Below are 26,019 nucleotides of genomic sequence, written 5' to 3' on the forward strand. Positions count from 1 at the left end.
CCGACCTTTCTCTCGGGTTCGAGACGGGGAGCCCTGTCCGTGTGACCGGAAATCGACCTCGGGAGCCCGACGGGGCCGAGCCGCGCTACCTGCACCGCAAGGGCGCGACGCCCGCCGGGGAGCCCGAGGGCGAGGGCGGAGCGTTCTCGTACACCGGTGACCCGGTGATCGTCCCCGGCTCGATGGGCGACTCGTGCCGGGTGCTCGCGGGTGCAATCGAGTTTCCGCCACGCGAGGTGGTGGGGTTCTTTGGCAACGACCTCGATCGTCCCACGAAACATAAGCAAAGCCGATGCCGGAGCTGGGATAGGCGCGGGGCGCCTTTCACCTGACCTTCGCCCCGGGCGGGGCGGACTGATCTGCTGGCCAGATGACATTTGGCCGCGTCTCCGCAGGAGGCAGCGTGTCCCGTGGGGACGCGACGGCATCAACCGCCCTGAGCCCCACGCTCCTCCCCGAGGACGATCCGGGGTCGACAGAGCTCGCGACGCGCGAGCTGCCCGGGCAAGTGCATGTGTCCCGGCGAGACGCGCGAGCGTCTCTTCAAGACGCCGGCGGCTCCGGACGCGCACTCGGGTTCGCCGAATGCGCCAGCCCGGGTGCCAGAGGACCGCCATGAATTTTCGTCCGAGCCGGGGGGAGTGCGTGTACCCTGGCCTACGTCTTCATGCTCCATGACCTGCTCCCTGAGCTGATCACGAGTCTCATGGGGGCCGGCTGCTTCGAGGACGCCGCGACCACGGTGCTGAAGGACATGCTCACCGGCGTCGAAGCGGCGCTGGCCGCGAGCCCGCTCATGGGGCAGGGGCGCGTGCTCCGCGGGGTCGTGCACCTTCGCCCCGAGGGCGGCTATCAGCGCCTCTTCGGCCTGGAGCACCGGAGCGGAGCGCGCGTCGAGGGCACCGGGTATCTCACGTCGGGCAGCGTCTGGCGCTGGCTCGTCGAGCACCGCTGCTCGGTCTCCATCGACGTCCAGCTCGGCGTGCTGCGCCCCTGGCTGGCGGACGGCGCGCCCGCGCACGTCGAGCGGCGCGAGGGGGCCGGCCTGCCCGGCAGCGAGACGCGCGAGCGGATGCTCGGGCGCGACGCCACGCACGTCCACGTGGTGCCGCTGCGCGCGCCGGGCGGCGCGGTCGAGGGGATGATCGCGCTGGAGGTCAGCTGCAAGCAGGCGATCGGAGGGGAGCTCGTCTGGCGCGGGTGCTACGAGCTCCTCGAGCTCCTCGCCAGCGCCGCGGCGCCCTACCTGCGCGCGCTGCCGCCTCGGCCCGCCACCCCGGCGCGCGCGGACGAGTTCCTGCCGGTCGTCGGCCCCACCACCGCGAGCCTCATCGACCTGCTCCGCGTCTTCGCGCGGCAGGAGGAGACCATCCTCATCAGCGGTCCGACCGGCGCCGGCAAGTCCCGGCTGGCCCGCTGGTGCCACGAGCAGTCGGCGCGCCGCGGGCAGCGGTTCGAGACGCTCGACCTGCTCAGCGTGCCCGAGGACCTGCAGATGGCCGAGCTCTTCGGCTGGAAGCGCGGCGCGTTCACCGGCGCGATCCGCGACAACCCGGGCGCGATCGCGCGCGCCGCGCAGGGGACGCTCTTCATCGACGAGGTGGACAAGCTGTCGCTGAAGGCCCAGGCGGGCCTGCTCCACGTGCTCGAGGAGCGGCGCTACCGGCCGCTCGGCGACGAGGGGAGCGAGCGCCGCGCGGACGTGCGCTTCCTCATCGGCACCAACACCGACCTGCGCGTGGCCGCGCGCGCGGGCCGTTTCCGCGAGGATCTCTACTACCGGATCAACGTGCTGCCCGTGCGGCTCCCGCCCCTGACCGAGCGGCTCGACGAGGTGCCGCTCTGGGCCGACTACATGCTGAGCCGGCGCCACCGCGAAGGGGGCGGCCAGGGCGTCGCGCGCATCGGGCCTGAGGCGGTGAAGCTCTTGCTCGACGTCCCCTGGCCAGGCAACTTGCGGCAGCTCGACAACATCGTGCGCCGCGCCTACGCGCTCGCGCTGGCCGAGCGGGGCGGCCCGGGCGGCGAGCTGGTGCTCCAGCGGGGCCACGTGGAGCGCGCGCTCGCGTACGAGGGCGCGCCGGACGAGGGCGCGCTGCTCACGCAGCTCTGGCGCGCGGCGCACGCCTTCGTGCAGGAGGCGGAGCGGCGCGCGCGCGAAGGCACGCCGCTGTCGCTCGAGCTCGTCGAGGTGTTTCGAGGGCTCGTGCTGGGCGCGGCGGTGCGGCGGACGGGGAGCCGCGAGGAGGCCTTCACCCTGTTCGGCCAGCAGCAGCTCATCAAGAACCGCAATCATCACCGAGCGCTGCGGCGGGAGCTCGACAGGGTCCGGGAGCTCGCCGACAAGCTGGGATACGAGATCGATCCCGATCTCGCCGCGCTGCTCAACGAGGAGGTCGAAACGCCGGCGGAGGGGCGCTGACCCACGCGCCGCCGCGCTGGACGGGAGGGGAGGAAAGGCCAGCGCGCCGAGCTCGACGCTCCTTGACACCCGAGGAGGCGCGGCGGTTTCATCGATGTGAGGCGTTGGCGGATGCGCTGCGCGCCGTGTCGCGTCGCGCGGGAATCGCGGACGACAAACCACGGAAGGGGCGGGCATGCATCCAAGCAAGTCGTTGCTCGCGGGCGGAGCTGCATTCGCCGATCGGTACGAGCTCCTGTCGGAGCTCGGGGTGGGCGGCTTCGGCGCGGTGTACAAGGCGCGTCAGCTCACCACGGGGCAGGAGGTGGCGCTCAAGATCATGCGGCTGCCCGAGCAGGACGGAGCAGCCCAGATCGAGCGGCGGATCGCGCGGTTCATCCGCGAGATGCGGCTCTGCGCGCAGCTCCACCACCCCAACATCGTCCAGCTCGTCGACTTCGGGCAGGTCGGGGAGCAGCTGCTCTACACGGTGTTCTCCTTCGTGCCGGGAGACACGCTGGCGGACGTGCTCGCCCGGGAGGGCGCGCTCGCGCCGCGGGAGGCGCGGCACCTGATGCTGCAGGTGCTCGACGCGCTCGCGTGCGCCCACGCGAAAGGCGTCATCCACCGCGATCTCAAGCCGCGCAATATCATGGTGCTCTCCTCGGGCGCGCGCCGCAACGCGGTGGTGCTCGACTTCGGCATCGGCGCGCTCGTCGGCTCCGATGCCGAGCAGATGGTCCAGCTGACCGGCACGGGCGAGGCGCTGGGCACGGTGGGTTATGCCGCGCCCGAGCAGCTCCGCGGCCTGGACCCGACGCCTCGCATGGACCTGTTCTCGTGGGGGCTCGTGTTCCTGGAGTGCCTGACTGGAAAGCCCGTGTTCACCGGGAATTCACCGGCCGACATCCTGTACGCGCAGTTCAGCCCGGACCCCGTGCCGATCCCGCCTGCCCTCGCTGGGCACTGGCTGGGCGGGCTGCTCCGCCACGTGACCGACAAGAACGTGGACGCGCGCGACGCGCGCGCCTCGGCGCTCGTCCCCGCGCTCGAAGCCTGCGAGCTCGACGATCTGTCGCGGGAGATGATGGTCGGCGGCGGCGCGCCCCTCCGTGGCAGCCTCCACGGGGGCCCGCGGCGGGCGCACGCCCTCTTCGAGGCCACCGTCGTGGCCCGGTCCAGCTCTCCGCCCAGGCCCGCGCCCGACGGGGAGCGGCGGCAGCTCACGGCGGTGTGCTGCACGATCGGGGTGCTCGTCGACGCGCCCCAGGCGCTCGACGTGGAGCGAGCCGACGAGCTGCTGCGCGCGCAGCTCGCGCGCTGCGCCGAGATCGCGTGCCGCTACCGGGGGCACGTGGCCGCCACGCTCGGCGATCAGATGCTGATCTATTTCGGCTACCCGCGGGCCGAGGAGGACGACGCGCGGCGCGCCGCCCGGGCGGCGCTGGAGATCGCGGCCGAGGCGCAGGCCGAGCGCGCGCGGCTCGCCGAGCGGGGCGTGCGGCTCGACGCGCGGCTCGGGGTTCACACGGGCGTCCTCGTCGCCCGGGATCTCCGCGACGTCGGGCTCAACGTGGGCGCGACGCCGAGCACGGCCGCGCGCGTCGCGGCGCTCGCGCCGTCAGGCGCCGTGGCCGTCTCAGCAGAGGCCCATCGGCTGCTGCGGAGCGCCTTCGCGTTCGACGGCGAGGGGCCGCGCCGCGCAGGCGGGGCCGGCGCGCCCCGCGAGCTGTTCCTGCTGCGATCGGAGCGAGGCGCTCGGCCGACGCCGGACGAAGAGGGCCGCGGGGCGCCCCTCCTCGGCAGGGAGCAGGAGATGGCGATCCTGCTCGAGCGCTGGCGCCGGACGCGCGCAGGCGCCGGGCAATGCACCCTGATCACGGGGGAGCCCGGCATCGGCAAGAGCCGCCTGGCGCGCGAGCTGCGCGCCAGGCTGGCGAACGATCCCCACACCTTCCTGGAGCTCCGCTGCGCGCCGGACACGCAGAACAGCGTGCTCTTCCCCGTCGTCGAGATGCTCGGGCGCGCGCTGGGCCTCGATCAGGAGCCCTCGCCCGAGGGCCGGATCGCGCGGCTCGAAGCGCTCCTGTCGGGCCACGGCTTCACGCTGGCAGACGCGATGCCGCTCTTCCTGCCGCTCTTCTCCCTGCCCATGGCGCCGCCCTACGCCCCGCTCGACGTCTCTCCCCAGCGGCTGAAGGAGCTGACCCTGAACGCCGTGTTGCTGCTGCTCTTCGGTATGTCCGAGGAGCGCCCGCTGATGCTGGTGGCAGAGGACTTGCATTGGTCCGATACAACGACCCTCGAGCAACTCACGCATCTCGTCCACGAGGCTCCTTCAGCACCGGTGTCAGTGTTCATGACCGCACGACCTGAATTTTCAGTGCGCCAGGCGAAGCCTGGGCGAGGAGGAAGCGATGACGTAGCGAACCAGAGCGGAAACCTCGCGGTGGAACCCAGCGGGTTCGAACCCCGCCCGGCCAAGGTGGGCCACCAGCCGGAAGTGAGTCTTGCGTGGTGCACGGGCGACCGTGGCTGCGAAGCGTAGACAGCGAGCGTGCAGGCCGTGCGATTGAGCCTCGAAATTATGGTTGTTGCGGGAGCCGACGCGGTTGAAAACGTGGAAGGCAACATCGCTGCGCCCAAGGATGGGCACTGCCCTGATGGTCCGGTGCAGCGGTCCCGCCGAGGTCGGAGAGCAGGGCATGCACGGGAGGGTTCCCCAGGAACCTGGGAGATCCCGACACCTCCACGGTACGTGGAACCGCCGAGCAGAGCGCAAGCGAGCGGAGCGGGGGCGTCGGGAAGTCGGAGTGCCGCAGTACGAGCAGTGACGCGGGGGAACCGGCCCGAGGGACCCCGCCGAGCAAAGGGCGGCACCAGGTCACGGACCCGTTCGAGGGAAAGATGACGAAGACACCGAGCTCCGCCACCATCTCCACGAAACTCGAACGGATAGCATCGCGGGCGCGGGAGGCGCCCGGCATGGCGTTCACAACACTCGCCCATCACGTCGATCTCGCCTGGCTTCAGGAGGCGTACCGGCGCACGCGCAAGGACGGCGCGACGGGCGTGGACCGGCAGACCGCGAAGCAGTACGCGGCGAACCTGGAGGACAACCTCCGGTCGCTGCTTGATCGCGCGAAGTCGGGCACGTACCGCGCGCCGCCCGTGCGGCGGGTCCACATCCCGAAGGGGAGCGATGGGACGGAGACCCGGCCCATCGGCATTCCAACCTTCGAGGATAAGGTCCTGCAACGCGCGGTGGCGATGATGCTGGAGGCTGTCTACGAGCAAGACTTCATCGACGGCTCGTACGGCTTCCGGCCTGGTCGCTCCGCGCATCAAGCGCTGCAAGCTCTCTGGCTCCAGACGACGCGGCTTGCGGGCGGGTGGATCCTCGACGTCGACGTGCGCAAGTTCTTCGACACGCTGGATCACAGACGCCTCCGGGAGATCCTGCGCCGCAGGGTGCTCGACGGGGTGCTGCTGCGCCTCGTTGACAAGTGGCTCGCTGCGGGTGTGTTCGAGGCCGGGGGCATCATGTACCCGGACGCGGGCAGCCCGCAGGGCGGGGTAGTGTCGCCGATCTTGGCGAACATCTACCTGCACGAAGTGCTCGACGTGTGGTTTGACCGAGAGGTCAAGCCGCGTCTGTCGGGTCGAGCGCACGTCGTCCGTTACGCGGACGACGCTGTGCTCCTCTTCGAGCACGAGCAGGACGCGCGCCGGGTGATGGCCGTGCTGCCGAAGCGATTCGGCAAGTACGGCCTGACGCTGCATCCGGAGAAGACGCGGCTGGTCGAGTTCCGGCGGCCTGATCGACGCGCGCCGCTCGTGAGCGGTGGCGCACCGCTCCGGCCAGGGACCTTCGATCTGCTCGGCTTCACCCACTACTGGGGCAAGTCACGCGCCGGGAAGTGGATCGTACGTCGATCGACCGCCAAGGACCGCTTTCGACGAGCGCTCCGACGGGTTGCCGACTGGTGCCGCAAGCACCGGCACGATGACCTACGAGCGCAACAGCAAGCCCTCGTGCAGAAGCTCATGGGGCACTACGGGTACTTCGGGATCACCGGGAACGTGGAGGCCCTTCGACGCTTTCTGCACGAGGTCACCCGCGCGTGGCGCAAGTGGCTTGATCGCCGCTCGCAACGCGCCCGCGTGAACTGGGACCGGATGCACGCGCTGCTGGAGCGGTACCCGCTCCAGCAGCCGCGTATTGCGCGCCCATACACGCCGCGAGCAGCGAATCCATGATCTGAAGAGCCGGATGCGGGAATTCTGCACGTCCGGATCCGTGGGGGGCCGGGGAGGGCGTCCTTCAGGGCGCTCTCCTCGGCCTACCCGACCCCCCGTTCTCGACCTCCGGCGTTCAACAGGTCCCCTTGGCCCGCCTGGAGCGTGCGCAGGTGGCGGAGATGGTCACGGCGCTCCTCGGCGGAAAGTCGCTGCCCTCCGAGGTGATCGATCAGGTCGTGACCCGAACGGACGGGGTGCCGCTGTTCGTGGAGGAGCTGACCGAGATGCTCGTCGAGTCGGGCGTGCTGATCGAGCGGGACGAAGGGTACCAGCTGGCGCGCCCGCTCGCGCGGGAGGAGATCCCGAGCACGCTGCGAAATCTCCTGATGGCGCGCCTGGACCGGCTGGGTCGCGCCAAGAAGACCGCGCAGCTCGCCGCGGCGTTGGGGCGGGAGTTCAGCGTGGAGGTGCTGTCGGCGATAAGCCCGTTCGACGCCGCCGCGCTGCAGGAGCACCTGGATCAGCTGGTCGACGTCGGGCTCCTGATACGCAGGCGCCGGATGAAGGCCTCGGGGTGGGCCTTCAAGCATGCCCTCGTCCGGGACGCGGCGTACGAGTCGCTGCCGCGGGAGATGCGGAGGGAGGTCCACGCGCGGATCGCGGGGGTGCTCGAGTCGAGCCATCCCCAGTGGGCGACCGACCATCCGGAGCTGGTCGCTCATCACTACACCGAGGCCGAGCTCGTCGAGCAAGCGATCCCGTACTGGAGCCAAGCAGGGCAGAAGGCCCTCCAGCAATCCGCCAGCCTGGAGCCGATCCGGCATTTCGAGCGCGCGCTCGAGCTGCTCGCGACCCAGCCGGACACGCCGGCCCGCGCCGCCAAGGAGCTCGGACTGCGGCTCTCCTTGTCGGTGGCCCTCATGGGGGCCCATGGCTACGGCGCGCCGGCGGTGGGCGCGGCGTACGAGAGGGCGCGTGAGCTGTGCGACGAGCTCGGCGACTCCAGGCAAAACTTCCCGGTCATCTGGGGGCTCAGCGCGTTCAACTGCGTACGGGCGCAGCTCGAGACAGCTGTCCAGCTCTCGGTGCGCGCCCTGAGCGTCGCCGAGAAGGAGCGTGATCCGGCGCTCCTCGTGCCCGCCCACCTGCTGCACGGAGGAAATCACATGTGGCGGGGCGAGCTCCAGACCGCGCAGGAGCACCTGGAGCGAGCCATGTCGTTCTACGACGCCGCTGCGCACGGCCCCCTGACGGCCATCTACTCCTATGATCCCGGGACGGCGAGCATGGCGTACCTGGCCATGACCCTCTGGTTTCTTGGCTATCCGGATCAGGCGATCCAGAAGGCGCGCACCGCGGTCGCCCAGACCAAAGCGCGGGGGCACGTGCACAGCTATGTACATAGCCTGTTTCGCGCCCTCCAGATCGCCGCGCTGCGCGGTGAAGGCGGCGCGGTGCTCGAGGAGATCCCGTCGCTCCTCGCGATCACCGAGGACAAAGGGTTTCCTCTGTGGCACGCCGCGAGCATCTTCCTCCGAGGCCGGGCCCTCTGCCTGGAGGGGCAGGCGGCCCGCGGCGTCGAGGACATCCGCGCTGGGCTCCAGAGGATACGGGATACGGGCGAGCGCTGCGGCTACCCCGAGTTCTCGGTAGGGCTGGCCGAGGCGCTCGGGGAGCTCGGCCAGGTTGAAGAAGCGCTGGCGACCGTCGACGACGCCCTCGATCAAGCGGTCAAGACCCAGAGCCTCCTCTACGAAGCCGAGCTTCATCGCCTCCGTGGCGACCTGATCCTGCGCGCGGACCCGACCGCGGCGGGCGCGGACCGGGCCGAGGAGTCCCTGCTCAAGGCCGTCGAGAGCGCTCGCCGCCATCACTCCAGATCGCTGGAGCTGCGCGCCGCGCTCAGCCTGGCGCGCCTCTGGCATCGTCAGGGGAGAGGCGCCGCCGCTCGACAGCTGTTGGTCGGACCTTACAGCTGGTTCACGGAGGGGTTCGACACCTCGCACCTGAGGTCGGCCAAGGCGATGCTCGACGAGCTCTCCGGAGAGCTCGTCTCTCCGATGGAATGATTCTGACAGGATGGAGGTCTATCGTGAGCGATTCGAATCATGGTGATGCCAGGCGCGAAGAGATGGTGGCCGGCGCTGGCAAGAAGCCGAAAGGGCTGCTCTCCCTGATGTACTGGGTGAAGAACGACGCCAGGATACGCGCGCGTTTCCACGAAGACATGCTGGCCACGATGGAGAGCCAGTTCGGTATCCCGAGGGGGAGCGCCGTGGCCACCGAGGTGGTGAAGGTCGCCAAGGTGAGCACGAGCCCCGCGGATTACGAGCGCGCGCTCAAGGCGCTCTGCCAGAAGCTCCTGGTCGAGGAGCTCGTATCGCCGACCCCGCCGATCTGGTGACCCTCGCCGCAGCGTGCGTCTCTCGAGCGCCGTGACACCTGACCATGGGACGGATTCGGAGCCAATATGTGGTCCAGTCATGACATCAGCGAGCTGGTCGCGCCGAGGATCCCCAGCGCGTGTGTCGACCACGCCGTGAAGTCCAGCATCGGCGCGCTCACGGCGCGGCTCCCCGACCTGTTCTCTTCGTACTACATCGAGTGCCGCCTCCCGGCGGGGCAGGAACAGGTCGATTTCCTGGCCTGCGTGGCCCCTTCCCGCGACGACGACGCCCTGCGGAGCATCCGCGCCGCGGCCGACCAGCCGCCGGACGAGCTCACGCGCGACCCGGCCTGGCAGTTCACCTGGGACGTCATCCGCCGCTGGTCGACGCTCGCCCACGGAGGGCCCAGCAGGATGCCCTTCCTGTGGCTCGAGTTCGACCACGTGAATACGCGCCCGGCGGCGCGGCAGTCCCCGTCGCTCTGCGTCTGCGTCGACCCTGGGTACCTGACCACGGAGAGCTCTTCGGCTGCCTGGGACCCTCAGGATTCCTACGAGAGCTGCCTGGATCTCCTGGCGCCTGCGCTCCCCCGAGCCTTCGAGGGGGTGCTGTCCGCGAGCAACCGGAGCGTGATGAAGGCTTGCTTCAGGGGCCTCCCGCTCTCTGGTCGCATCATCCACGTATCGTTCATGCTGGCCAGAGAGCCGGCGACGATCAAGCTCTACGGCGCCGTCCCCAGGGCGCAGCTGGTGGGTTATTTGAAGGATCTCGGCTGGCCCGGTCCGCTCGACTCGCTGGAGCAGCTCGTGAGCACCTTCTCGACCCAGGAGACGGCGGACGACACCGTCTACTTCGATCTCGCGCTCGACCACGCGCTCCTGCCCTACGTCGCTGTCGCCTTCTCGCAGCTTCAGCTGGACCACCCGGCGCGCCTGGACCCCGAGCGGCGCGCGCTGCTGGAGCTGCTCGAGGAGCACGGGCTCTGTGCCCCCGACAAGCGGCGCGCGCTGCAGGCCTGGCCGGGGAGCGCCCGCGAGTCGAGCCCTTCGGTCTCGACCGAGGCCCGTATTCATCGCTGGCTCGACGTCAAGATCACGCTTCATGCGGGGCAAGGCCTCGGCGCCAAGGGGTATCTTGGCTTCGCGCCGGTTCTTTCGGTGTTCTGACGATAGACGCAGAGACAGAGGTTTTACATGCGCACGATCGCGATCGTAGGTGCACTGTTCACCCTGCTCGCCGGGAGCGCGTGCCTGACGGCGAGCGGACGTGGGGGCAGCCTCACCCCCGGCGTCAAGGGCCCCGGGGCGGCCGTGGGAGAAGCACCAGGGTTCCCCTTCGTGAGCGGCTACGAGCTCATCAACCTGCCCGCCACATGGTACTGCGTCTCGCCGTGGAGCGAGGATCCCGGCCAGGAGCGTCGAGGAATGGAGCTCTTCGCCTGGCGCCTGTTCATCGCGCTCAACTGGCCTGGACGGGTCCCCTATCCCGGCGGCTGGACGGCCGAGCGCGAGCTCAACCGGCTGAACGCTCGGGGCGTCTATCCCCGCTGGAATAGCTGGTACACGCCAGAGCAGATTTACAGGAGTCTGAACGATGATCCCGACGACGACTCGCCGGAGCTGGACGACCCGCTGGGATGGAGTTGCCATGGCGATTGCCTGACGGACTCGCTCCGGCGGGGCGCGGGCGAGGCCTCCGAGCCGCACCGGGTCGTGTACGATCAGAACGGGCAAACGGTGCTCTACGAAGTCAGGCTGGACGACAGGTGGCACGAGACGCTCATGAATGCGGTGGAGGCCGAGGCGTCTGCTCAGCCTACGGCGAATGCCGCTTATATCGACTTCAGGACGGGCCAGTGCAAGGCCCGGGGCCCAGACTCCGGAGCGGATACCTTCGACTTCGTCGGCACGATGGCGATCAAGCTCGCCTGGAAGCGGCTGTCCGACGCGGAGAGCAAGAGCGGTCGGTTCCTCCAGAGGCTCGCCTCGCCGCGGCCGTCGGGCCCGGGAGCCGGGGACGGCAAGATCCGCCTGGGCCTGATCGGCTTTCACATCATGCAAAAATCCAAGCCCTACGGGGACTGGATCTGGTCCACGTTCGAGCATGTGGACAACCTGACGCCTGCCGAGGCGCCCAGCGGGCCCTCGTTCAACGATCCCAGGTGTGACGCGTCGACGTGCCGTCCCAACACGAGCAAGCAGGTGCATGTGAACGGCTCCACGGTGTGCAGAACGCAGATCACGCGGGTCGACCCCATCCCGCCGGAAGTGCAGAAGCTCAACGCGCAGGCGCGCGATTGGTTGAAGTCGAACGATACCGTGCTCCAGCATTACCAGCTCATCGGCGTGCAGTACAAGCCGCACAGCGGGTCGAAGCCCGAGCCGGCGACGCTGAGGAATTCGGTGATCGAGACCTATATCGTGGGATCGAGCGCGCCGGGCGGGGCCGCCTCGCGAGGGCCGTGCGACATCGCGCCTGTGGCGAGGCGGTCGAGCTGCCTGGGCTGCCATCGTGCGGTGAAGGCGCAAGACTTCAGTTTTGTGCCCACCCTATCGCTATGCAATTGCGAGGACAAAGAGAAGCGGTGGATAGGCGACAGGTATTGCGAGCTGCTCGGCGTCAGCAGCAAGTGCGGAGCCGAGGAGCCAGCGAGGCTGACAGGGGGGCGCTGAGCTGCGGGAGGAGCGCGCACGCCAGCGCCGCCCTCACCCCCCGAGGATCAGGGCTCGCAGCGCCTCGGCCTCCCGCTGCGCCCGCGCCGTGATCGGCATGAGCCCCTCGGCTACCTGCGCGTCATGTTCACCGTGGACGATATCGACACGACGCCGCCGCGCCCTCCGCGAGCCGAACCGGATCAAGGCCCGACCTCATCCACGCAGATGTAGGCGTCCCCGTCATCGTTCAGGTTGCACGTGTTGAGGACGTACTCCTGACACAGGTCGATGTCGGGAATGCCACCGCTATAGCCGATCCAATGAAGGGTGTAGCAGATCTCGACCGTTGTGTCGTCGACGAGCGTCCAGGAGTCGAGGAGGGCGATGAAGAGATCGCCCTCGATCGACGGGGCGATGACGCCGTGCGCGGTTCCGTCCTCTTCCAGGACGCCCCCGCCGCCGACGCTCACGGTCGAACCAGGGACCGGGTGGGAGTTTACCCTTGCGAAGGGCTGGCCCTCCGCCTTCGACGCCAGCGCGAACAGGTTGGAAGCAGCGAACACACCAGCAATGACCAACGACTTGAGATTCATCGTTCGATCCTTTCGTGATTGAAGATCAGGCCATGCGCGCGCAGGGTATTCCTCTGACCACACGGCGTCTTTCGACGCCTGCGGTCTGAACGAGGCGTTCAATGCGAACCGCCTCCCCGCACGCGGATCTTCGCAGTTGCCGCGCTCGTCCCGGCGCGCCCATCGGAGACGCGCAGCGTCACCAGCCGAGCCCCAGGATTCGAATACGTCCACGTGGGCGAGATTCCCGAGGCATCGCCGAACACCCCGTCGCCGTCCAGATCCCAGCTGTAGGTGAGCGCGTCGCCGTCGGCATCGAAGGATCGCCCCGCCGAGAAGTTGACGGTCAACGGAGCAAGGCCCGAGGTCGGGCTGGCGTCGAGGGCCGCGACAGGCGGTGTATTCGCTGGTGCCTCGGAGACGGCTACGGTCGCGGTCGCAATGGCGACCCCGACCCTTCCGTCCGTGACCCGAACGCTCGCGATGTGGGTGCCGGCGACCGAATACGTCCACGAGGCTGTGATGCCCGTCGCGTCGTCGAATTGGCCGTCGCCGTCGAGATCCCACGCGTAGCTCAGGGAATCGGAGTCCGGATCGCTCGAGCCCGCCGCCGAGAACGAGACGGTGAGCGGAACCTGCCCCGAGCTTGGCGTCGCCGTCGCGACCGCGACGGGCCGACCATCGAACGTCGCGGCGAGGGTGCCCACAGCGGAGGCCGTGATCGTGTGTAACCGCGCGCCGCGGTCGGACCACGACTCGAAGTCGTACGTCGCTCCGCCGAAGGATTGCGGCGTCGGCGCTGCGATCGTCGTCATGGAGTCTTCGATGAACGTTCGCGTGAAGGGCGCGTTCTTCTGCGCGCTGCCGACGACGAGGGCGAACCCCGGAGGTTGGGTGTCGAAGAAGAGATCGATCGTGCGCGGGTAAAGCGACAGCGTCTCCGAATCGCTCAGGCCGAGCGCATCCCTCACCGTGAGGGTGAGGTCGAGGTGCGACGGATATTCATGATCGGGCGTCACGAAGCTCCCCGAGGGAACACCGACGAACTCCTGGAGCCGATGCGTGTGGCAGTCGGTCGGCTGGTCCGGCGAGCAGTGACGGAGGTCGAGCACCCACCGCATCGACGACGTCGGGAACGGGTCTTGTTGGGGATCCGTCCCCTGCCCGGAGAAGTTGATGGTGTCACCCACGCCCCACGTCGTCCCCACGGCCGGCGTGATGATCGTCGCCGACGGCGCGTCGTTGGCGACCGCGATCGTGACCGAATTCGTCGCCGTGCCGCCGCGGCCATCCGACACGCCGAGCGTGGCGACGTATGTGCCCGGCGTGCTGTACGTGAACGATGCCATCGACGTGAACGCATCGTCCAGCTGACCATCCCCGTCGAGATCCCAACTATACGAGAGGGTATCGCCATCGGGGTCGAAAGAGCTGCGCCCGTCGAAGGTGACGGCGAGCGGCGCGCTCCCCCGCGTCGGCGTGGCTTGCGCAACGGCAGTCGGCGGAGCGTTGCCGGCGCCAGCGAAGACGATCCGTCGGATGGTGCCGCCGTTGTGGTCGACGGTGAAGATGTCGCCACCGGGACCGCGCACGAGGGCGACGGCTGGTTCGTCCTTCGCGAAAAGGGAGATATTCGAAGGCGACGGAAGGCCATCGGTACCCGGGAGCATCACCCATACGCATGCGCGGGCAAAGTCGGCGAAGAACAGCCCACCCTGATAGCTGACCGGGTAGTTCCCTCCCGCGTAGAACGCGAGCCCGGTGATGGCGGAGGTTGACCCGGGAGTCTCCGGGCAGCTCTCGAGCGGAACGCCGTGCTGATACGTGAAGTGCGGAGGCGTCACCGCGCCCGTGGTACTGTAGAGGTTCTCGCAGATCGGCAGGTCCGCGCTATCGTAGCTCGGGTTGCGACCCGTGCCCTCGTAGCACGGCCAGCCGAAGTTCCGGATCGGGAACGCAGTGGGATCGGGGACGCGATTGATCTCCTCCCAAGTCTCCCAGCCGACGTCGCCGATCCAGAGCTCAGACGTGTCAGGCCTCGTCGTGACTCGAAACGGATTGCGCAGCCCATAGGCCACGATCCGATCGTCACGCGCATCGCCTCCGAGGAGCGGATTCCCCGGGAGCGGCTCGCCGCTGAGCGGATCGATCCGTAGGATGGCGCCGTCGAACGTCACCGGGTCGGAGGCGGACGTGGTCTGCAGATCCTGGCTTCGGAGCGCCCCACCCTCGAGAGGGGGATCGTTGCAGGGATTGAGGGGCGTCGGGCTCTTCGGATCTCCGCCGGCTTGTCCGTAGTCCGTAAAGTTGAAGCTCGCTCCATCGCCCGCGCTGACGTAGAGCGCGCCGTCCGCGCCGAATTCGAGTGAGCCGATCGAATGCGAGGGGAACTGTTGGCACCAATTTCCGCGGAGGAGATCCCTCGTCTCTAGCACCGTGTTGTCCGTGCCGACCGTGATCCGGACGAGCGCCCCGTTCGCCATGCATCCGTCGTTCGTCGCGCCGGGCGGATCGGGACACGTGTCTCCGTAGGGAACGATGTCGGTCGCGTAGAGCAGGTAGAGATAGGGCTGGGTCGGAAAGCTCGGGTGCAGCGCCATTCCGAGGAGGCCGCGATCCCAGTAGTCGTAGACCTGGGTGGACAGATCGATGAGCAGCGTCGGGCTCGTATCCGTGAGCGAATCGAAGACCTTGACCCTGCCGCTCTTCTCGGAAACGAAGACGCGCCCGTCGGGAGAGAACCGCACCATCGTGGGCAATTCGAGTCCCGAGAGCACGGTCTGGAACGAGAATCCGTTCGGCACCGACGTCGCCTTCAACTGGATCGACTGGACCGGGTCGGGGCGCGCGTCGCCGTCCGCGCAGGCCGCGAACATGGTCGCCAGGAGAATCGGAACATGGGCACAAACCGCAAGAGGACGTATCGAGTTGGGAATCATGGATTCTCTGATGCCAATGCGGCTCGCGCCGCTCGCTGCGTGCACGCGAGCCTCACATCGACGGAATCGACCGTCGGCCCAATAATCCCGCGTTTCGGGTGAAGCGGCCGCGAGCGCGCACGAAGGCGGGCGTGGAGGACTTGCGTCCAACCTGGGAACGCTTCAGGGGCCAGGACTCACTTATGCCCCGAGCGGTCGAGCACGAGCTTCATCCGCCCCTTGCAAGCTGTGCACTCGAGGACATCGATCGCAATGTGCGGCGCAAGAGCTCGGCGCGGTTTGTCGACCACTCGATAGCCGCCACGCTTGCGTATCGGAGCGGCGTCATCGTCCGCCTTCGTAGGCTCTTCTGGCTTCGCAGGGCGCGGTCCGATGCGCTTGCGCGCCAAGAGCCGCACCAGGCCGTCCTGCTGCGGCTCGACGCGCTCCTTTGCGATCGGGGGTCGCAGCACGTAACGCAGCAGCGCCTCCCGTCATGGCCGGGCACGAGGAGAGCATCGCCATTCCGGTTGGCGCCTTCGCTGACCCAAGCTTTCCTGCGCCGACATTCTCGGTCTACGAGGAGCGAATGCACAGCTGGGTGACCATGCCGCGAGACATCGAGCACATGCGATAACGCTTGGCCGGATGTTCGTCACCGGTACGGGTTGCCCTGGGCAACTCCCACGCGCGGCTCAATCCCTTGCGGGACAAGGCCATCACGCCGCCCCGCGCGACCCCTCGCCGAAGAGCATCGCCCGCAGCGCCTCGGCCTCCCGCTGCGCCCGCGCGGCGATCGGCAAGAGTCCCACGAGGCACTCGACCGGCACCTCCCGCACCAGGATCACCCCGTTCTGGCTGCGGAAGACGCGCACGCTGCGCGCCCGGAGCCTCGCGGGGCTGATCTCGAGCATCACGTCGACCTTCGCGCGCTTGCCCACCGCGCTGCCCAGCGCGTCGGTGCAGTGGACGTGCGTGCGCGCCGTCGGCCGGATCCCCTCGCGCGCGATGCCGCTCACGGCGTCCACGCTCGTGCCGTGCCAGATCGACGCGTCGCCGTGGACCTCCTCCCACGACGCCTCGAGGCCCGCGAGCGTCACCGGCATCCCGTCGCGCGAGTGCCCTTGCGAGGCGCGAATCCGGTCGCCGCGGATCTCGAGGCGGTTCTTCGTGTTGTTCTCCACCACCTCGTCGAGCACCGACCGGGAGATCCGGAGCGCCTTGAGGACATCGTCCACGGCCACCCAGCCGGCGTCGTCCATGGCGACGCCCTGCGCGGGCGCCGCGTGGCGGAGCAGCCAGGAGAGCTTCTTGCTCATGTCGGTCAAGCGATCGCGGCCCATCTCAAGCTCCATTCTCGTCTCGTGAACCGGAGCCGCGGCCCGCGATCCGCGCGGGCAGGCAGAGGCCTCCGGAAGGTCCCTGGACGGGACCGGGACCGAAACCGTGAAGGGAATCGGCGAGAGAAAGAATAGACGCCCGGCTATCATCCGGAAGAAGTATTTCTGGAGTCGCTATCGCGTTTCGCGATAGCTTCCCGCCATGCTCAACCTCGACTGGCTCGGCGCCTTCGTGGTCTTCACCGAGCACCTCAACTTCACGCGCGCGGCGCGGGCGCTCCACGTCTCGCAGCCGGCGCTCCACGCCCAGATCGGCAAGCTGGGCGAGGCGCTCGGCGTCACGCTCTACCAGCGGCGCGGGCAGCGGCTGGAGCTCACGGCCGACGGCAAGCGCGTCGCGGCGTTCGGGCGCGAGGTCGGCGAGCGGACGCGCTCGTTCCTCGACGTGCTCCGCCACGGCGAGAGCCGGGAGCCGGTGGTGCTCTGCGCCGGGGAGGGCTCGTACCTCTACCTGCTCGGCGAGGGGATCCGCGCCTTCACCGCGCGCGCCGCGGCCCCGCTCCGGCTGCTCACGCGCGACCGCGAGGGCACGCTCGAGGCCGTCGCGGCGGGCGAGGCCCACCTCGGCGTCGCGCCGCTCGAGGGGGCGCCGGACGGGCTCGCCGCGGATCGCCTCACCGAGGTGGCGCAGGTCCTCGTCGTCCCCGAAGGCCACGCGCTCGCCCGGAAGCGCCAGGTCCGGCTGCGCGACCTCGAGGGGGCGCGGCTCGTCGTCCCCGGCCCGTCGCGGCCCCACCGGGCCCTGCTCGCTCAGGCGCTGCTCTCGGCAGGTGTCCGCTGGGAGCCGGCGGTCGAGGCGAACGGCTGGGAGCTGATGGTCCACTTCGTCCAGCTCGGCGTCGGCATCGCGGTGGTCAACGCCTGCTGCCGCCTCCCCCGGGGCCTCGTCGCGCGCCCGCTGCCCGAGCTGCCGCGCAAGGTCTTCCATCTCGTCCGCAGGCGCGGCGGCGAGCTCCAGGGCGCTGCCGCGGAGCTCCGGGACGCGCTGCTCACGAACGCCTCGGCGTGGCAGGGAAACCATGCGTCGGGCGCACCGGTCATACCGGGCTCTTCGGACGTGTCCGGCGCGCCGCATGCCGCCCCGACGGGGCCCGCGCGCCGGCGCTGAGCCTCAGCACCGCTTTTCCTGCGGCCCGCCGGTCTCCTTCCCCGGTCCTCGTTTCCTGGCTCAGGCCGCCTTTCTCGACTTCTGCTTGCTCTGCTTCGCCTTCTTGCCGCCGATGTCGTCCGGGCGGCTCACCAGCTTCGAGAAGTAGCTCGGCTCGCCGCTCGCCTTGGCCTCCTGGTACACGAAGGCCAGGTTCGACGCCTCGAACTTGTCGAAGAAATCATCCCACGAGATCTCCTCCAGGGTGTCTTCCCCGCTGTACCCTGGGAAATCGATCCGGAGGACGCCGGGCTCCCCCTCTTTCTCGGTCCGCGCCACCGTCGACGGGTGGCCGCCGCGCGCCTCGACCCACGCGCGGATCTCGTCGTGGTCGATGGTCATATGGGACGCGTGCTCGCCCTCGGCGCCCCTCGGGCGGGCCTGCTTCCCGCGAGGACGCTGCTCGGCGCCGCCGGGCTCCTCGTCGAGATCGATTTGGACCTCCACCTCGACGTCGAGCTCGGCCTTCTCGCGCTTCTCTTTCGTGCTCCTGGCGCTGCTCGCCTTCTCCGTGCTGCCCTTTGCCGCGCGCGACGCCGGCTTGCCCTTCTGGACCATGTCGTCCGGGCGGCTCACCAGCTTGGAGAAGTTGCTCGGCTGCCCGTCCGCTGTCTTCTCCTGGTACACGAAGGCGAGGTTCGACGCCTCGAACTTGTCGAAGAAGTCCTCCCACGAGATCTCCTCCAGGGTGTCTTCCCCGCTGTACCCGGGGAAATCGATGCGGAGGATGCCAGGCTCACCGCCCTCCTCGGTGCTCTTCACCGTCGCCGGGCGGCCTCCGCGCGATTCGGCCCACTGGCGGATCTCGTCATGAGCGATGGTCGTCTTTGATGAGCTGGCCGACATGATCTTCCCTCCTGTGTTCGTGCATTCGATGGCGCGCAGAACGGCAATCTGCGTGCCAGAGGCCGATGAGAAGATCCGCGCAGGGGATGACCGACCTCGGCCATACGGTGGCTCCCTGGAGCGAGCGTGGCGCGCCGCCGATCCCTCCCGCCGCGAGCCGTGCCGTCGCGCAGCCGACGCGCCGCGATCACCGGCCGAGACCGTGGTGAAAGGAGGGGAGCTCTGCAGTGGCCGAGGATGGGCTCGGCGATGCAATCTGCCCCGCCTGCGGCGAAATACTGCCGGTCGGCGCAGGTCCTCGCTCGAAATCGAGGGCGTTGTCCTGGCTCGGATTGAAGCAGACAGGCAGGCAGACTGCCCGGTAGACAGGCTGCTTGACGGCTGACAGACAGACTGCCTGGCTGACTGAAACAGCCCGACGGGGGGCGCACGGCACCCTCGCGGAGGCACACGCGTACGCTGCGACGGCGTCTCTCTCGGTGGCGCGCTCGCCACGGAACCAGGCGTCCCCATTGTAGCTCGCGCTCGACGCAGCCCACGTGGGCTGGGCCAACCCGGGTGGGCGGCGGCCGAGAGATCGAGGGAGCGCATGTCGACGCGGGTGAGCCGGTCGTGCTACCTAGAATCGAGCGCCGCGAGGCGCGCTGCCGAGGCCGAGGACGTGACCGCCGCGCACCATCTGCTCCTCCGGGTCGCTGTGATCGCCGTTGCCACGGCGACCGCCGCGACGGCGGGCGCGCGCCCGCCCCGCCCGGCGCCGACGGCCTCGCTGGCCCACCCGCCGCGCCCCGCGCCGCCACCCTCGCCGGGGCGCCCGCCGCGCCCCGCGCCGCCCCACTCGCCGGGGCGCCCGCCGCGCCCTGCGCCGGCCGCCCCGCAGGCCCTGTTGCCTGCGCCGGCCACCCCGCAGGCGCCCCCGGCTTCGCCTGCCCCGCCGGCCCTGCCTGCGCCGGCTTCCCCCGAGCCCGCTGCCTGGCGCGCGCTCGTCGTGGGCGGCGGCCCGAGGCCGCCCATGAACCAGGTGGCCATCGAAGGCCACATCCGGTACTTCCAGTCGTTGCTTCCGGCCACGGCGGAGCGGCGCGTCCTCTTCGCCGACGGGCGCCGCGGCACGCGGAGCGTGCAGTTCCTCGACGGCGAGCAGACGCGCTACCGCGCGCCCAGGCTGCCGCGTATCGACGGGGCGACAACCCGCCCCGGGTTCGACGCGATCTGGCGCAGGTTCGTCCACGCGCGCCCCGCCGACCCGTTGCTGCTCTATTTCGCCGGCCACGGGAGCCCGGATCCAGGGCACGACCTCGACAACAACGTGTTCGACCTCTGGGGCGGCGGAGCGCTGTCCGTGCGCGACCTCGCTGCCCGCATGAAGGAGCTGCCCGCCGGCACCCCCGTCGTCCTCGTCATGGCCCAGTGCTACTCCGGCTCTTTCGCGAACCTCCTCTTCGAGGGCGGCCGACCCGACGGCGAGCTGGTCGAGCGCGACATCGTCGGGTTCTTCGCGGCGACCCGGGACCGCCCCGCGTCGGGCTGCACACCCGAGATCGACGAGGCGGACTACACCGATTTCAGCAGCTTCTTCTTCGCCGCCCTCTCGGGCGTCGATCGCCTCGGGAAGCGCGTCGACGGCGCCGATTACGACCGGAACCAGCTCGTGGGGATGAACGAGGCGTTCGCGTACGCCCTCCTCCACCAGGAGACGGGCGATGTGCCGGTCGCGACGTCCGATGTGTTCCTGCGCCGCTACGTCAACAAGCCCGATCACGAGACCATGGCGACCCCCTATTCCAGGGTCCTCTCGTGGTCGACCCCGGCGGAGCGGGCCGCCCTCGAGGGGCTCTCGGACGCGCTGGGCCTCCATGGGGAGCACCGGCTCCGGGCCGCCTACCATCGCGAGTTCGGGCCCGGGGTGGGCAGGAGAGACGTCGAGGACGTGGACTCGGCCCACCGCCTGCGGTTCATCCGGCTCGCCGAGAGCGTGGTGCTCGCGCGGACGCTGCGGCAGAGCGGCAACCGCGCGCGGATCGAGCGCTTCGAGCGGCTGCGCGCCGCCGAGGCGCGCAATCCGCTCGTCGAGGTCAGGGCGGCGAGCCAGGCGCGACAGGACAGCCGGCGGCGCGCAGCCCGGTGATCCAGGGCTGGCCTCGCCCGCCTGCCCAGGTGCTATCGAACCACCGGACAGCCGCGCTCGCCGTGGGGCGCGTGTGCGCGTGTCACGGCCCGCGTTTCTCGTCCCGCAGCATCGCGATCAGATCGGTCGAGCCGGGGTCGATTCCCATCTGTGTGAGCAGGGTGGTCACCTGACCGCGGTGATGGGTCTGATGATTGAAGAGGTGCCCGACGGACCACCAGAGCGGAGAGGTGTAGACCGTCCCGCTCCGCGTGTACGTCAGGTCGCCCGCGAGCGCCCGCTCGTCGATCTCGTGCACCCAGGCGAGGATGTCCGCGTCCGTCGTGGCGCGCTCGCGGGAGAGATCGCCGAAGTCCGCATAGAGCTCCTGCGAGAGCGCGGTGATCTCGATGGCCTTCCCGCTCGGATCGCGGGAGACGAACCGCTCCGCGTCGCCGGTGAAGCGCCCCATCCACGTGCGGTCGGCGAGCAGGATATGGTTCAACGTGCCGTGGATCGACCGGAAGAAGGCCCCGCGATCGCGCTTGCGCTCCACGTCGTCGAGCTTGCCGACCAGCGCAAAGAGCTTGTCGTTCATCCACAGGTTGTAGCGAGCCAAGGCGCGGTACTGGTCGATCCAGCTCATGAGCGACTCCTCGTTGTTCGAGAGCCGGCGAACGCTACCACGCCCGCCCGCGACGGTGAAACCTGGACAGCGGCGTCGCTGTCGCCCGCGGCGTCACGGCCGGCGCGCACCCCCGGACCGCGCGCCTCGGGCGCATCGCCGCCATCGCGCGCAGCCGTCGAGATCGCGCTTGCTCGGTCCGTTATGGCGGACTATTGTCCTCGATAACAGACGTGGTGCTCGGGGAGACATTCCATTCGGAGCCGTCTTTCGCCGATCTCCACCTCCTCTCACAAGGAGCCATGATGGTCAGCCTTTCGCTCGATTCAGCTGTCCTGGCCGAGACCTACGATCGCGTCAGCGATCGGCAGTTCAACCACGGGAAGCTGCTCATCGAAGATCTCCAGGTTTCCCCGGGCGAGCGCGTCCTCGACGTCGGGTGTGGGACGGGCCGGCTCGGGGCCTATGTCGCCGATCAGGTCGGCCCCTCCGGCGCGGTGGCCGGCGTCGATCCGCTGCCGCTCCGGGTCGAGCTGGCGAACGGGAAGCGCCGGCCGAACTTCCGCGCCAGCGTCGGCCAGGCCGAAGATCTCTCGCAGTTCGCAGCGGGGAGCTTCGATGTCGTGTTCCTGAACAGCGTGCTCCACTGGCTGCCCGAGAAGCTCGGCCCGCTGCGCGAGGCGCGCCGGGTGCTCAGGCGGGGAGGGCGCCTCGGCATCAGCTCGGCCGCCAGGGAGCGCCCGCACGAGTTCGAGCGGGTGATCGAGGGGGTGCTGTCGTCTCTCGGCCTGACCGGCACCGTGGAGACGCTCGGCAGCACGACCTACAAGGTGACCTCGGACGACCTGACGAGCACCCTCCTGCTCGCCGGCTTCGAGGATCCGAGGCTCCAGATCCGGTCCTTCACCGATCATTTCGCGGACACGGACGACGTGGTCGCGTTCTACCTGGCCAGCTCGTTTGGCAACTTCCTGTCCGACCTCGATCCAGCGGGAGCCGCGCGGGTCAAGGCAGCGCTCGCGGCCGAGCTCGAGCGCCGCCGCGCGCCGGAGGGGATCCGGCTGGAACGTCATCTGATCTTCGCCGTGGCGCGCGCCGACGGCTGACCGGCCGCACCCGGTGCTCGGCCACAGCTGAGCGCGCTCAGGCCTCGGTCTATCGTCCTGGATCGGTCAGCGGCAATCGCCGGAGCCTGACGCGGGTAAGGTCCGCTGTCGCCGCCGCGCCCGCAAGGAGCTCTGAGCCACACACCGCGAGCACATCCAGGATCATCCTGGCACATGCCTCTCCGTTCAGTCGTTCTACCCGCAGCCTCAACACAGAAGGGGCGTTCGCGTCAGCAAGTGCGAGCAGTGTGTGAAAATCTGCATCGAGCGTCACGACCACCTGCTTCGATTGCCGGGCCTGTTCGAGGATCTCCTCATCGAGCGCGGCCCACATCCCGATCTCGGCTACATGGATCGCGTCGACGCCGGCCGCGCGTAACCGCTCTGCCGCCGAGCGCGAAGCCCTTGATCCAGGAGCAATCGAAAGGTCGGCGTCATGCGCTCCGGGGCAGGTCGATGACCTCATCCCCGATCATGGCGGCGGCGAAGGCCAGGGCCTGCCGGATGTCCTCGTCGTCCAGCTCCGGGTAGTCGCGTCGCAGCTCTTCGCGGTCCGGATAGGTCGCCAGCACTTCCAGCACCCGCTTCACCGTCAGGCGAAGGTCCCTGATGCACGGCTGCCCGTTCATTCGGCCAGGGTGCGCGGTGATCCGGTCAAAATTTCGCATGGTCCGAGGATCTCCCGCGAGAGGATACACCGGCCGGGACGCGCCGTCCTCGCCTGACCCGGCGGGGGCTGGCAAGCTCGGCAACCAGCGGCCAGGGGCGACGGGCGGGCCGGCGCGAGCTTTCCAGAACCCCCGCCGAGGTGGCGCGCGTCGGTTGCCTGGCCGCGCGCGTCTGCGAGGATACGGCGCCGGCAGGGGTGGGGGAGCCCGGTGAGCGCCCGCGCGCGCTCGACGACGACCGAGGAGCGCTGAGCCTGCCGCTCGGAGGGCAGGTGAGCGAACGACTCGACGTAGAGGTGCTGAGCCGCCGCGAGGAGCTCGAGGCGCTGCGGGAGCCGTGGAGCGCGCTGTGGCAGCGCTGCCCGGCGGCGACGGCGTTCCAGCGGCCGGAGTGGCTGATCCCGTGGTGCCGCGCGCTCGGGCCCGAGGAGGTGCTCGCCCTGGTCTTCCGGTCGGACGAGGGGCTCGTCGGCCTCGCGCCCCTCGCGGTTCACCGCATCGGCGACGAGCGCGTCGTCGCGCTGCTCGGCGCCGGGACCTCCGATTACAACGATGTCCTGGCCGCGTCCGGGTACGAGCGCGCGGTCGCGGACGCGGCGCTCGCTTGCCTCGAAGAGCGCGCCGACGCGTGGGACGTCGCCGATCTCCACGACCTGCGCGCGTCGTCGCCGCTGCTCCTGGCCGAGGCGCCTCCCGGCTGGTCGGACGAGGTCGAGAAGCACGAGGCGTGTCCGGCGGTGACGATCCCCGAGGGCGCCGGGCCGGACGAGCTGTTCCCGCCGGGGATGCGCGCGCGCGTCGCCCGCGCGCGGAAGCGGCTCGCGCGGGCCGGGGACCTGCGCCTCGACGTGGCCGACGCGGCGAGCGTGGACGAGCTGCTCGAGGCGCTGTTCGCCAACCACAAGGCGCGCTGGCGCTCGCGCGGCGAGGGGGGCGTGCTCGACGAGGCGCTCCGGCCGTTCCACCGCGAGGCCGCGCGCGCGCTGTGCGCGCGGGGCGCGCTGCGGCTCTTCGGCCTGCGGCTCGACGGGCGGATCATCGCGTCGCTCTACGGGTTCGCCGAGCGCGGCGGGCTCGCGTCGTACATCACCGGCTTCGATCCGGAGCTCGCGTGGTACAGCCCGGGGCTCGTGATGCTCGCCAGCGCGATCGAGCACGCGGCGCGCGAGGGCGCGCGGACCGTGGACTTCCTCCGCGGCCGCGAGCCGTACAAGTACGACTGGGGCGCCGTCGACCGCTGGACGTTCCGCCGGCGGCTGCGGCGCCGGGGCGCGCGCAGGCCCTGGCGGGAGGTCGGAGAGGGTGACGGCGAGGGCGCGGTGCAGGCCGTGATGTCCGGCGAGGCGTCGCCGGAGGTCGGCCTGGTGCGGCTGCTCGACGCCGCGGGGAACCTCGAGGCCGCCGCGGGCGCGATCGACGCCGCGCGGCTGGCGGCAGGGGAGGGCGAGCGGGCGGCGCGCCTCGAGGCGCTGCGCCGCTGCCTGGACGAGCGGCGCGCCGGGTGCGCGACCGTGGCGGCGATGCTGGGCGCGCACCGGGGCGCGCGCGTCGCCGGGGAGGACGCGCGGGGAGCCTGTCGCTCCACCGCGCGGCTGTTCGACGAGCTCTGCGAGCGCTCGGAGGAGGCGAGCGTCGCTGCGTATTCGCTCGGCGATCCGGAGCTCCTCGAGCGGGCGACGCGGGAGGTGGTCGAGCTCCTCGAGCGGTGGGGCGCGATCGGCGAGGACCGCACGATCCTGCAGATCGGCTGCGGGATCGGCCGCTTCGAGGCGGCGCTCGCGCCGAGGGTGCGCGAGGCGTGGGGGCTCGACGTCTCGCCGCGCATGATCGAGGCCGCGCGCCGCCGCTGCGCGGGGCGCTCGAACGTCGTGCTCGCGGTCTCGTCGGGCGTCGATCTGGGCGACGCGCCGTCGGCCCGCTTCGATCTCGTGTACGCGATCGACTCGTTCCCGTACATCGTCGCCGCGGGCGCGGAGGTCGTGGATCGGCTCGTCGCGGAGGCGCGCCGGGCGCTGCGTCCGGGCGGGGAGCTCGTCGTCCTTGGCTACTCGTACCGCGGCGACCCCGCGCGCGACGCGGCCGACGTCGCGCGGCTCGCGGCCCGCCACGGGTTCGACGTCCTCGCGAGCGGCGAGCTGGCGTTCTCGCTGTGGGACGCGCGGGCGTACCGGCTGCGGAAGATCGAGCACCGGTGAGGGGCGCTCGAACCGCGACGTCATGAGGGAGATCGGCACGAGAGAGAGCGACGCGACGCCGATCGTGGAGGAGGCCTGTTGGAATCCTGCCGTCCTGGAGGTTCAGCGAGGAAGAAGCGCTCGCCTGCACACGTAGCAATCGACACAAGGTGCTTGCCATGAAGACATCGATCCACGGTGCGTTCGCTCTCCTCGTGTGTTGCATGACCCTGCCCGCCTGTGCCGCCGTCGAGCTCAACCCGGGCGCCGAGCGGGTCATCGTCACCAAGCAGCCGGCCCCGCAGGGGTGCCGGTTCCTGGGGACGGTGATCGGGGAGCAGGGCGGCTCCGTGTCTGGAGCGTTCACCAGCAACGCGAACCTGCAGGAGGGCGCGGTCAACGACATGAAGAACAAGGCCCATGGCCTGGGCGGCAACTACGTGGTCCTGGAGAACACGAACGCCGGGACCACCATCTCCGGCGACCGAGGCAACATCTCCGGCCAGCAGACCGACGTCACCCACATGGGCAACGCGTACAGCTGCCCGCCGCAGCTCGTCGGTCTGTAAGACGCCCCGATCCCGCGAGGTCGCTGCAGCGATGGTCCGCGGCGCGAGGCTCCCGGAGGCGCCGCCGGCGGGAGCCTCGTTTCCTCTGGCCGCGCGGCCCGTCCGGCCGCGCCGGGGAGGCGCGCTCGACCGGGAGAGCCCACTCGAAACGGTCCGACCGCAACGCGGCGGGCCGGAGCTCATCCAATGTCGACGAAGGGCCG

General features: G+C 70.0%; 21 protein-coding genes and 1 pseudogene. 14 read left to right on the forward strand and 8 right to left on the reverse strand.

The window, feature by feature from the left end; genetic code table 11:
• Positions 1-41 precede the first annotated feature (41 nt).
• The 8 genes from WMF19_RS11290 (at position 42) to WMF19_RS11325 (ending at position 11,702) form a co-directional block, all read left to right on the forward strand.
• A complete protein-coding gene (locus WMF19_RS11290) occupies positions 42-332 on the forward strand; it encodes an RtcB family protein (RefSeq protein ID WP_437899089.1) in 291 nt (96 codons plus the stop codon).
• 335 nt (positions 333-667) lie between these two features.
• Positions 668-2,422 carry a sigma-54-dependent transcriptional regulator gene (locus WMF19_RS11295; protein WP_437899090.1) on the forward strand — a complete coding sequence of 585 codons (1,755 nt, stop codon included), beginning with the start codon at positions 668-670 and terminating at the stop codon, positions 2,420-2,422.
• A gap of 175 nt (positions 2,423-2,597) precedes the next feature.
• Complete coding sequence (locus WMF19_RS11300) at positions 2,598-4,949, forward strand: protein kinase domain-containing protein (protein ID WP_437899091.1); 2,352 nt, start codon at positions 2,598-2,600, stop codon at positions 4,947-4,949.
• Positions 4,950-5,386: 437 nt separating this feature from the next.
• Complete coding sequence (gene ltrA, locus WMF19_RS11305) at positions 5,387-6,661, forward strand: group II intron reverse transcriptase/maturase (protein ID WP_437894755.1); 1,275 nt, start codon at positions 5,387-5,389, stop codon at positions 6,659-6,661.
• A 161-nt stretch (positions 6,662-6,822) separates the two neighbouring features.
• Complete coding sequence (locus tag WMF19_RS11310; protein WP_437899092.1) at positions 6,823-8,712, forward strand: ATP-binding protein; 1,890 nt, start codon at positions 6,823-6,825, stop codon at positions 8,710-8,712.
• Between the two features lie 23 nt (positions 8,713-8,735).
• Entirely contained in the window at positions 8,736-9,047 is a 312-nt protein-coding gene (locus tag WMF19_RS11315) for a hypothetical protein (protein ID WP_437899093.1), read from the forward strand.
• 66 nt (positions 9,048-9,113) lie between these two features.
• Positions 9,114-10,196, forward strand: coding sequence for a hypothetical protein (locus WMF19_RS11320; protein ID WP_437899094.1), 1,083 nt, complete (start codon positions 9,114-9,116; stop codon positions 10,194-10,196).
• 27 nt (positions 10,197-10,223) lie between these two features.
• Positions 10,224-11,702 carry a hypothetical protein gene (locus tag WMF19_RS11325; protein WP_437899095.1) on the forward strand — a complete coding sequence of 493 codons (1,479 nt, stop codon included), beginning with the start codon at positions 10,224-10,226 and terminating at the stop codon, positions 11,700-11,702.
• 182 nt (positions 11,703-11,884) lie between these two features.
• Here WMF19_RS11325 and WMF19_RS11330 read toward each other — a convergent pair whose 3' ends face one another.
• Positions 11,885-12,277 carry a hypothetical protein gene (locus tag WMF19_RS11330; RefSeq protein WP_437899096.1) on the reverse strand — a complete coding sequence of 131 codons (393 nt, stop codon included), beginning with the start codon at positions 12,275-12,277 and terminating at the stop codon, positions 11,885-11,887.
• Between the two features lie 98 nt (positions 12,278-12,375).
• Complete coding sequence (locus WMF19_RS11335) at positions 12,376-15,132, reverse strand: PKD domain-containing protein (protein ID WP_437899097.1); 2,757 nt, start codon at positions 15,130-15,132, stop codon at positions 12,376-12,378.
• Between the two features lie 553 nt (positions 15,133-15,685).
• Between WMF19_RS11335 and WMF19_RS11340 the strand changes: the two are divergent.
• Positions 15,686-15,811 (forward strand): annotated as a pseudogene (locus WMF19_RS11340) (GFA family protein); the annotation flags it as partial.
• An 82-nt stretch (positions 15,812-15,893) separates the two neighbouring features.
• Here WMF19_RS11340 and WMF19_RS11345 read toward each other — a convergent pair.
• Positions 15,894-16,517 carry an RNA 2'-phosphotransferase gene (locus tag WMF19_RS11345; RefSeq protein WP_437899098.1) on the reverse strand — a complete coding sequence of 208 codons (624 nt, stop codon included), beginning with the start codon at positions 16,515-16,517 and terminating at the stop codon, positions 15,894-15,896.
• 199 nt (positions 16,518-16,716) lie between these two features.
• On the opposite strand from WMF19_RS11345, the gene WMF19_RS11350 reads away from it, so the two are divergent.
• The gene (locus WMF19_RS11350; protein ID WP_437899099.1) at positions 16,717-17,682 is read left to right on the forward strand and encodes a LysR family transcriptional regulator; all 966 of its coding nucleotides are present in this window, start codon (positions 16,717-16,719) and stop codon (positions 17,680-17,682) included.
• Positions 17,683-17,742: 60 nt separating this feature from the next.
• Here the strand turns inward: WMF19_RS11350 and WMF19_RS11355 are convergent, their stop codons facing one another.
• Both WMF19_RS11355 and WMF19_RS11360 read right to left on the reverse strand, forming a co-directional pair.
• Positions 17,743-18,567: a hypothetical protein gene (locus tag WMF19_RS11355; RefSeq protein WP_437899100.1), complete on the reverse strand. Its 825-nt coding sequence runs from the start codon at positions 18,565-18,567 to the stop codon at positions 17,743-17,745.
• Between the two features lie 615 nt (positions 18,568-19,182).
• Positions 19,183-19,596 (reverse strand): hypothetical protein, encoded by a 414-nt coding sequence (locus WMF19_RS11360; RefSeq protein ID WP_437899101.1) that lies wholly within the window; start codon positions 19,594-19,596, stop codon positions 19,183-19,185.
• On the opposite strand from WMF19_RS11360, the gene WMF19_RS11365 reads away from it, so the two are divergent.
• Positions 19,580-20,695, forward strand: a complete 1,116-nt coding sequence (locus tag WMF19_RS11365) for a hypothetical protein (protein WP_437899102.1) — start codon at positions 19,580-19,582, stop codon at positions 20,693-20,695. The genes WMF19_RS11360 and WMF19_RS11365 overlap by 17 nt on opposite strands.
• 82 nt (positions 20,696-20,777) lie before the next feature.
• Here WMF19_RS11365 and WMF19_RS11370 read toward each other — a convergent pair whose 3' ends face one another.
• Positions 20,778-21,320: a DinB family protein gene (locus tag WMF19_RS11370; protein WP_437899103.1), complete on the reverse strand. Its 543-nt coding sequence runs from the start codon at positions 21,318-21,320 to the stop codon at positions 20,778-20,780.
• 281 nt (positions 21,321-21,601) lie between these two features.
• Here WMF19_RS11370 and WMF19_RS11375 point away from each other — a divergent pair, with 281 nt between their 5' ends.
• Complete coding sequence (locus WMF19_RS11375) at positions 21,602-22,405, forward strand: class I SAM-dependent methyltransferase (RefSeq protein WP_437899104.1); 804 nt, start codon at positions 21,602-21,604, stop codon at positions 22,403-22,405.
• Positions 22,406-22,454: 49 nt separating this feature from the next.
• Here WMF19_RS11375 and WMF19_RS11380 read toward each other — a convergent pair whose 3' ends face one another.
• Positions 22,455-22,871: a DUF5615 family PIN-like protein gene (locus WMF19_RS11380; RefSeq protein ID WP_437899105.1), complete on the reverse strand. Its 417-nt coding sequence runs from the start codon at positions 22,869-22,871 to the stop codon at positions 22,455-22,457.
• Positions 22,840-23,073, reverse strand: coding sequence for a DUF433 domain-containing protein (locus WMF19_RS11385; protein ID WP_272101652.1), 234 nt, complete (start codon positions 23,071-23,073; stop codon positions 22,840-22,842). The genes WMF19_RS11380 and WMF19_RS11385 overlap by 32 nt, the downstream gene beginning before the upstream one ends.
• A 272-nt stretch (positions 23,074-23,345) precedes the next feature.
• On the opposite strand from WMF19_RS11385, the gene WMF19_RS11390 reads away from it, so the two are divergent.
• Together WMF19_RS11390 and WMF19_RS11395 are read left to right on the forward strand one after the other, a co-directional pair.
• The gene (locus WMF19_RS11390) at positions 23,346-25,268 is read left to right on the forward strand and encodes a GNAT family N-acetyltransferase (RefSeq protein ID WP_437899106.1); all 1,923 of its coding nucleotides are present in this window, start codon (positions 23,346-23,348) and stop codon (positions 25,266-25,268) included.
• A gap of 158 nt (positions 25,269-25,426) precedes the next feature.
• Positions 25,427-25,816, forward strand: a complete 390-nt coding sequence (locus tag WMF19_RS11395; protein WP_437899107.1) for a DUF4156 domain-containing protein — start codon at positions 25,427-25,429, stop codon at positions 25,814-25,816.
• The last annotated feature ends 203 nt before the right edge of the window (positions 25,817-26,019 follow it).

The organism is Sorangium sp. So ce124, from assembly GCF_051525235.1.
Lineage (GTDB): Bacteria > Myxococcota_A > Polyangia > Polyangiales > Polyangiaceae > Sorangium > Sorangium atrum.

Excerpts from the sequence above, each read along its gene's own strand:
- WMF19_RS11295 (WP_437899090.1), top strand. The coding sequence starts at position 668 with ATGCTCCATGACCTGCTCCCTGAGCTGATCACGAGTCTCATGGGGGCC.
- WMF19_RS11300 (WP_437899091.1), top strand. The coding sequence starts at position 2,598 with ATGCATCCAAGCAAGTCGTTGCTCGCGGGCGGAGCTGCATTCGCCGAT.
- ltrA (WP_437894755.1), top strand. The coding sequence starts at position 5,387 with ATGGCGTTCACAACACTCGCCCATCACGTCGATCTCGCCTGGCTTCAG.
- WMF19_RS11310 (WP_437899092.1), top strand. The coding sequence starts at position 6,823 with ATGGTCACGGCGCTCCTCGGCGGAAAGTCGCTGCCCTCCGAGGTGATC.
- WMF19_RS11320 (WP_437899094.1), top strand. The coding sequence starts at position 9,114 with ATGTGGTCCAGTCATGACATCAGCGAGCTGGTCGCGCCGAGGATCCCC.
- WMF19_RS11325 (WP_437899095.1), top strand. The coding sequence starts at position 10,224 with ATGCGCACGATCGCGATCGTAGGTGCACTGTTCACCCTGCTCGCCGGG.
- WMF19_RS11330 (WP_437899096.1), bottom strand. The coding sequence starts at position 12,277 with ATGAATCTCAAGTCGTTGGTCATTGCTGGTGTGTTCGCTGCTTCCAAC.
- WMF19_RS11335 (WP_437899097.1), bottom strand. The coding sequence starts at position 15,132 with ATGTTCGCGGCCTGCGCGGACGGCGACGCGCGCCCCGACCCGGTCCAG.
- WMF19_RS11345 (WP_437899098.1), bottom strand. The coding sequence starts at position 16,517 with ATGGGCCGCGATCGCTTGACCGACATGAGCAAGAAGCTCTCCTGGCTG.
- WMF19_RS11350 (WP_437899099.1), top strand. The coding sequence starts at position 16,717 with ATGCTCAACCTCGACTGGCTCGGCGCCTTCGTGGTCTTCACCGAGCAC.
- WMF19_RS11355 (WP_437899100.1), bottom strand. The coding sequence starts at position 18,567 with ATGTCGGCCAGCTCATCAAAGACGACCATCGCTCATGACGAGATCCGC.
- WMF19_RS11365 (WP_437899102.1), top strand. The coding sequence starts at position 19,580 with ATGAACCAGGTGGCCATCGAAGGCCACATCCGGTACTTCCAGTCGTTG.
- WMF19_RS11360 (WP_437899101.1), bottom strand. The coding sequence starts at position 19,596 with ATGGCCACCTGGTTCATGGGCGGCCTCGGGCCGCCGCCCACGACGAGC.
- WMF19_RS11370 (WP_437899103.1), bottom strand. The coding sequence starts at position 21,320 with ATGAGCTGGATCGACCAGTACCGCGCCTTGGCTCGCTACAACCTGTGG.
- WMF19_RS11375 (WP_437899104.1), top strand. The coding sequence starts at position 21,602 with ATGATGGTCAGCCTTTCGCTCGATTCAGCTGTCCTGGCCGAGACCTAC.
- WMF19_RS11380 (WP_437899105.1), bottom strand. The coding sequence starts at position 22,871 with ATGAGGTCATCGACCTGCCCCGGAGCGCATGACGCCGACCTTTCGATT.
- WMF19_RS11385 (WP_272101652.1), bottom strand. The coding sequence starts at position 23,073 with ATGCGAAATTTTGACCGGATCACCGCGCACCCTGGCCGAATGAACGGG.
- WMF19_RS11395 (WP_437899107.1), top strand. The coding sequence starts at position 25,427 with ATGAAGACATCGATCCACGGTGCGTTCGCTCTCCTCGTGTGTTGCATG.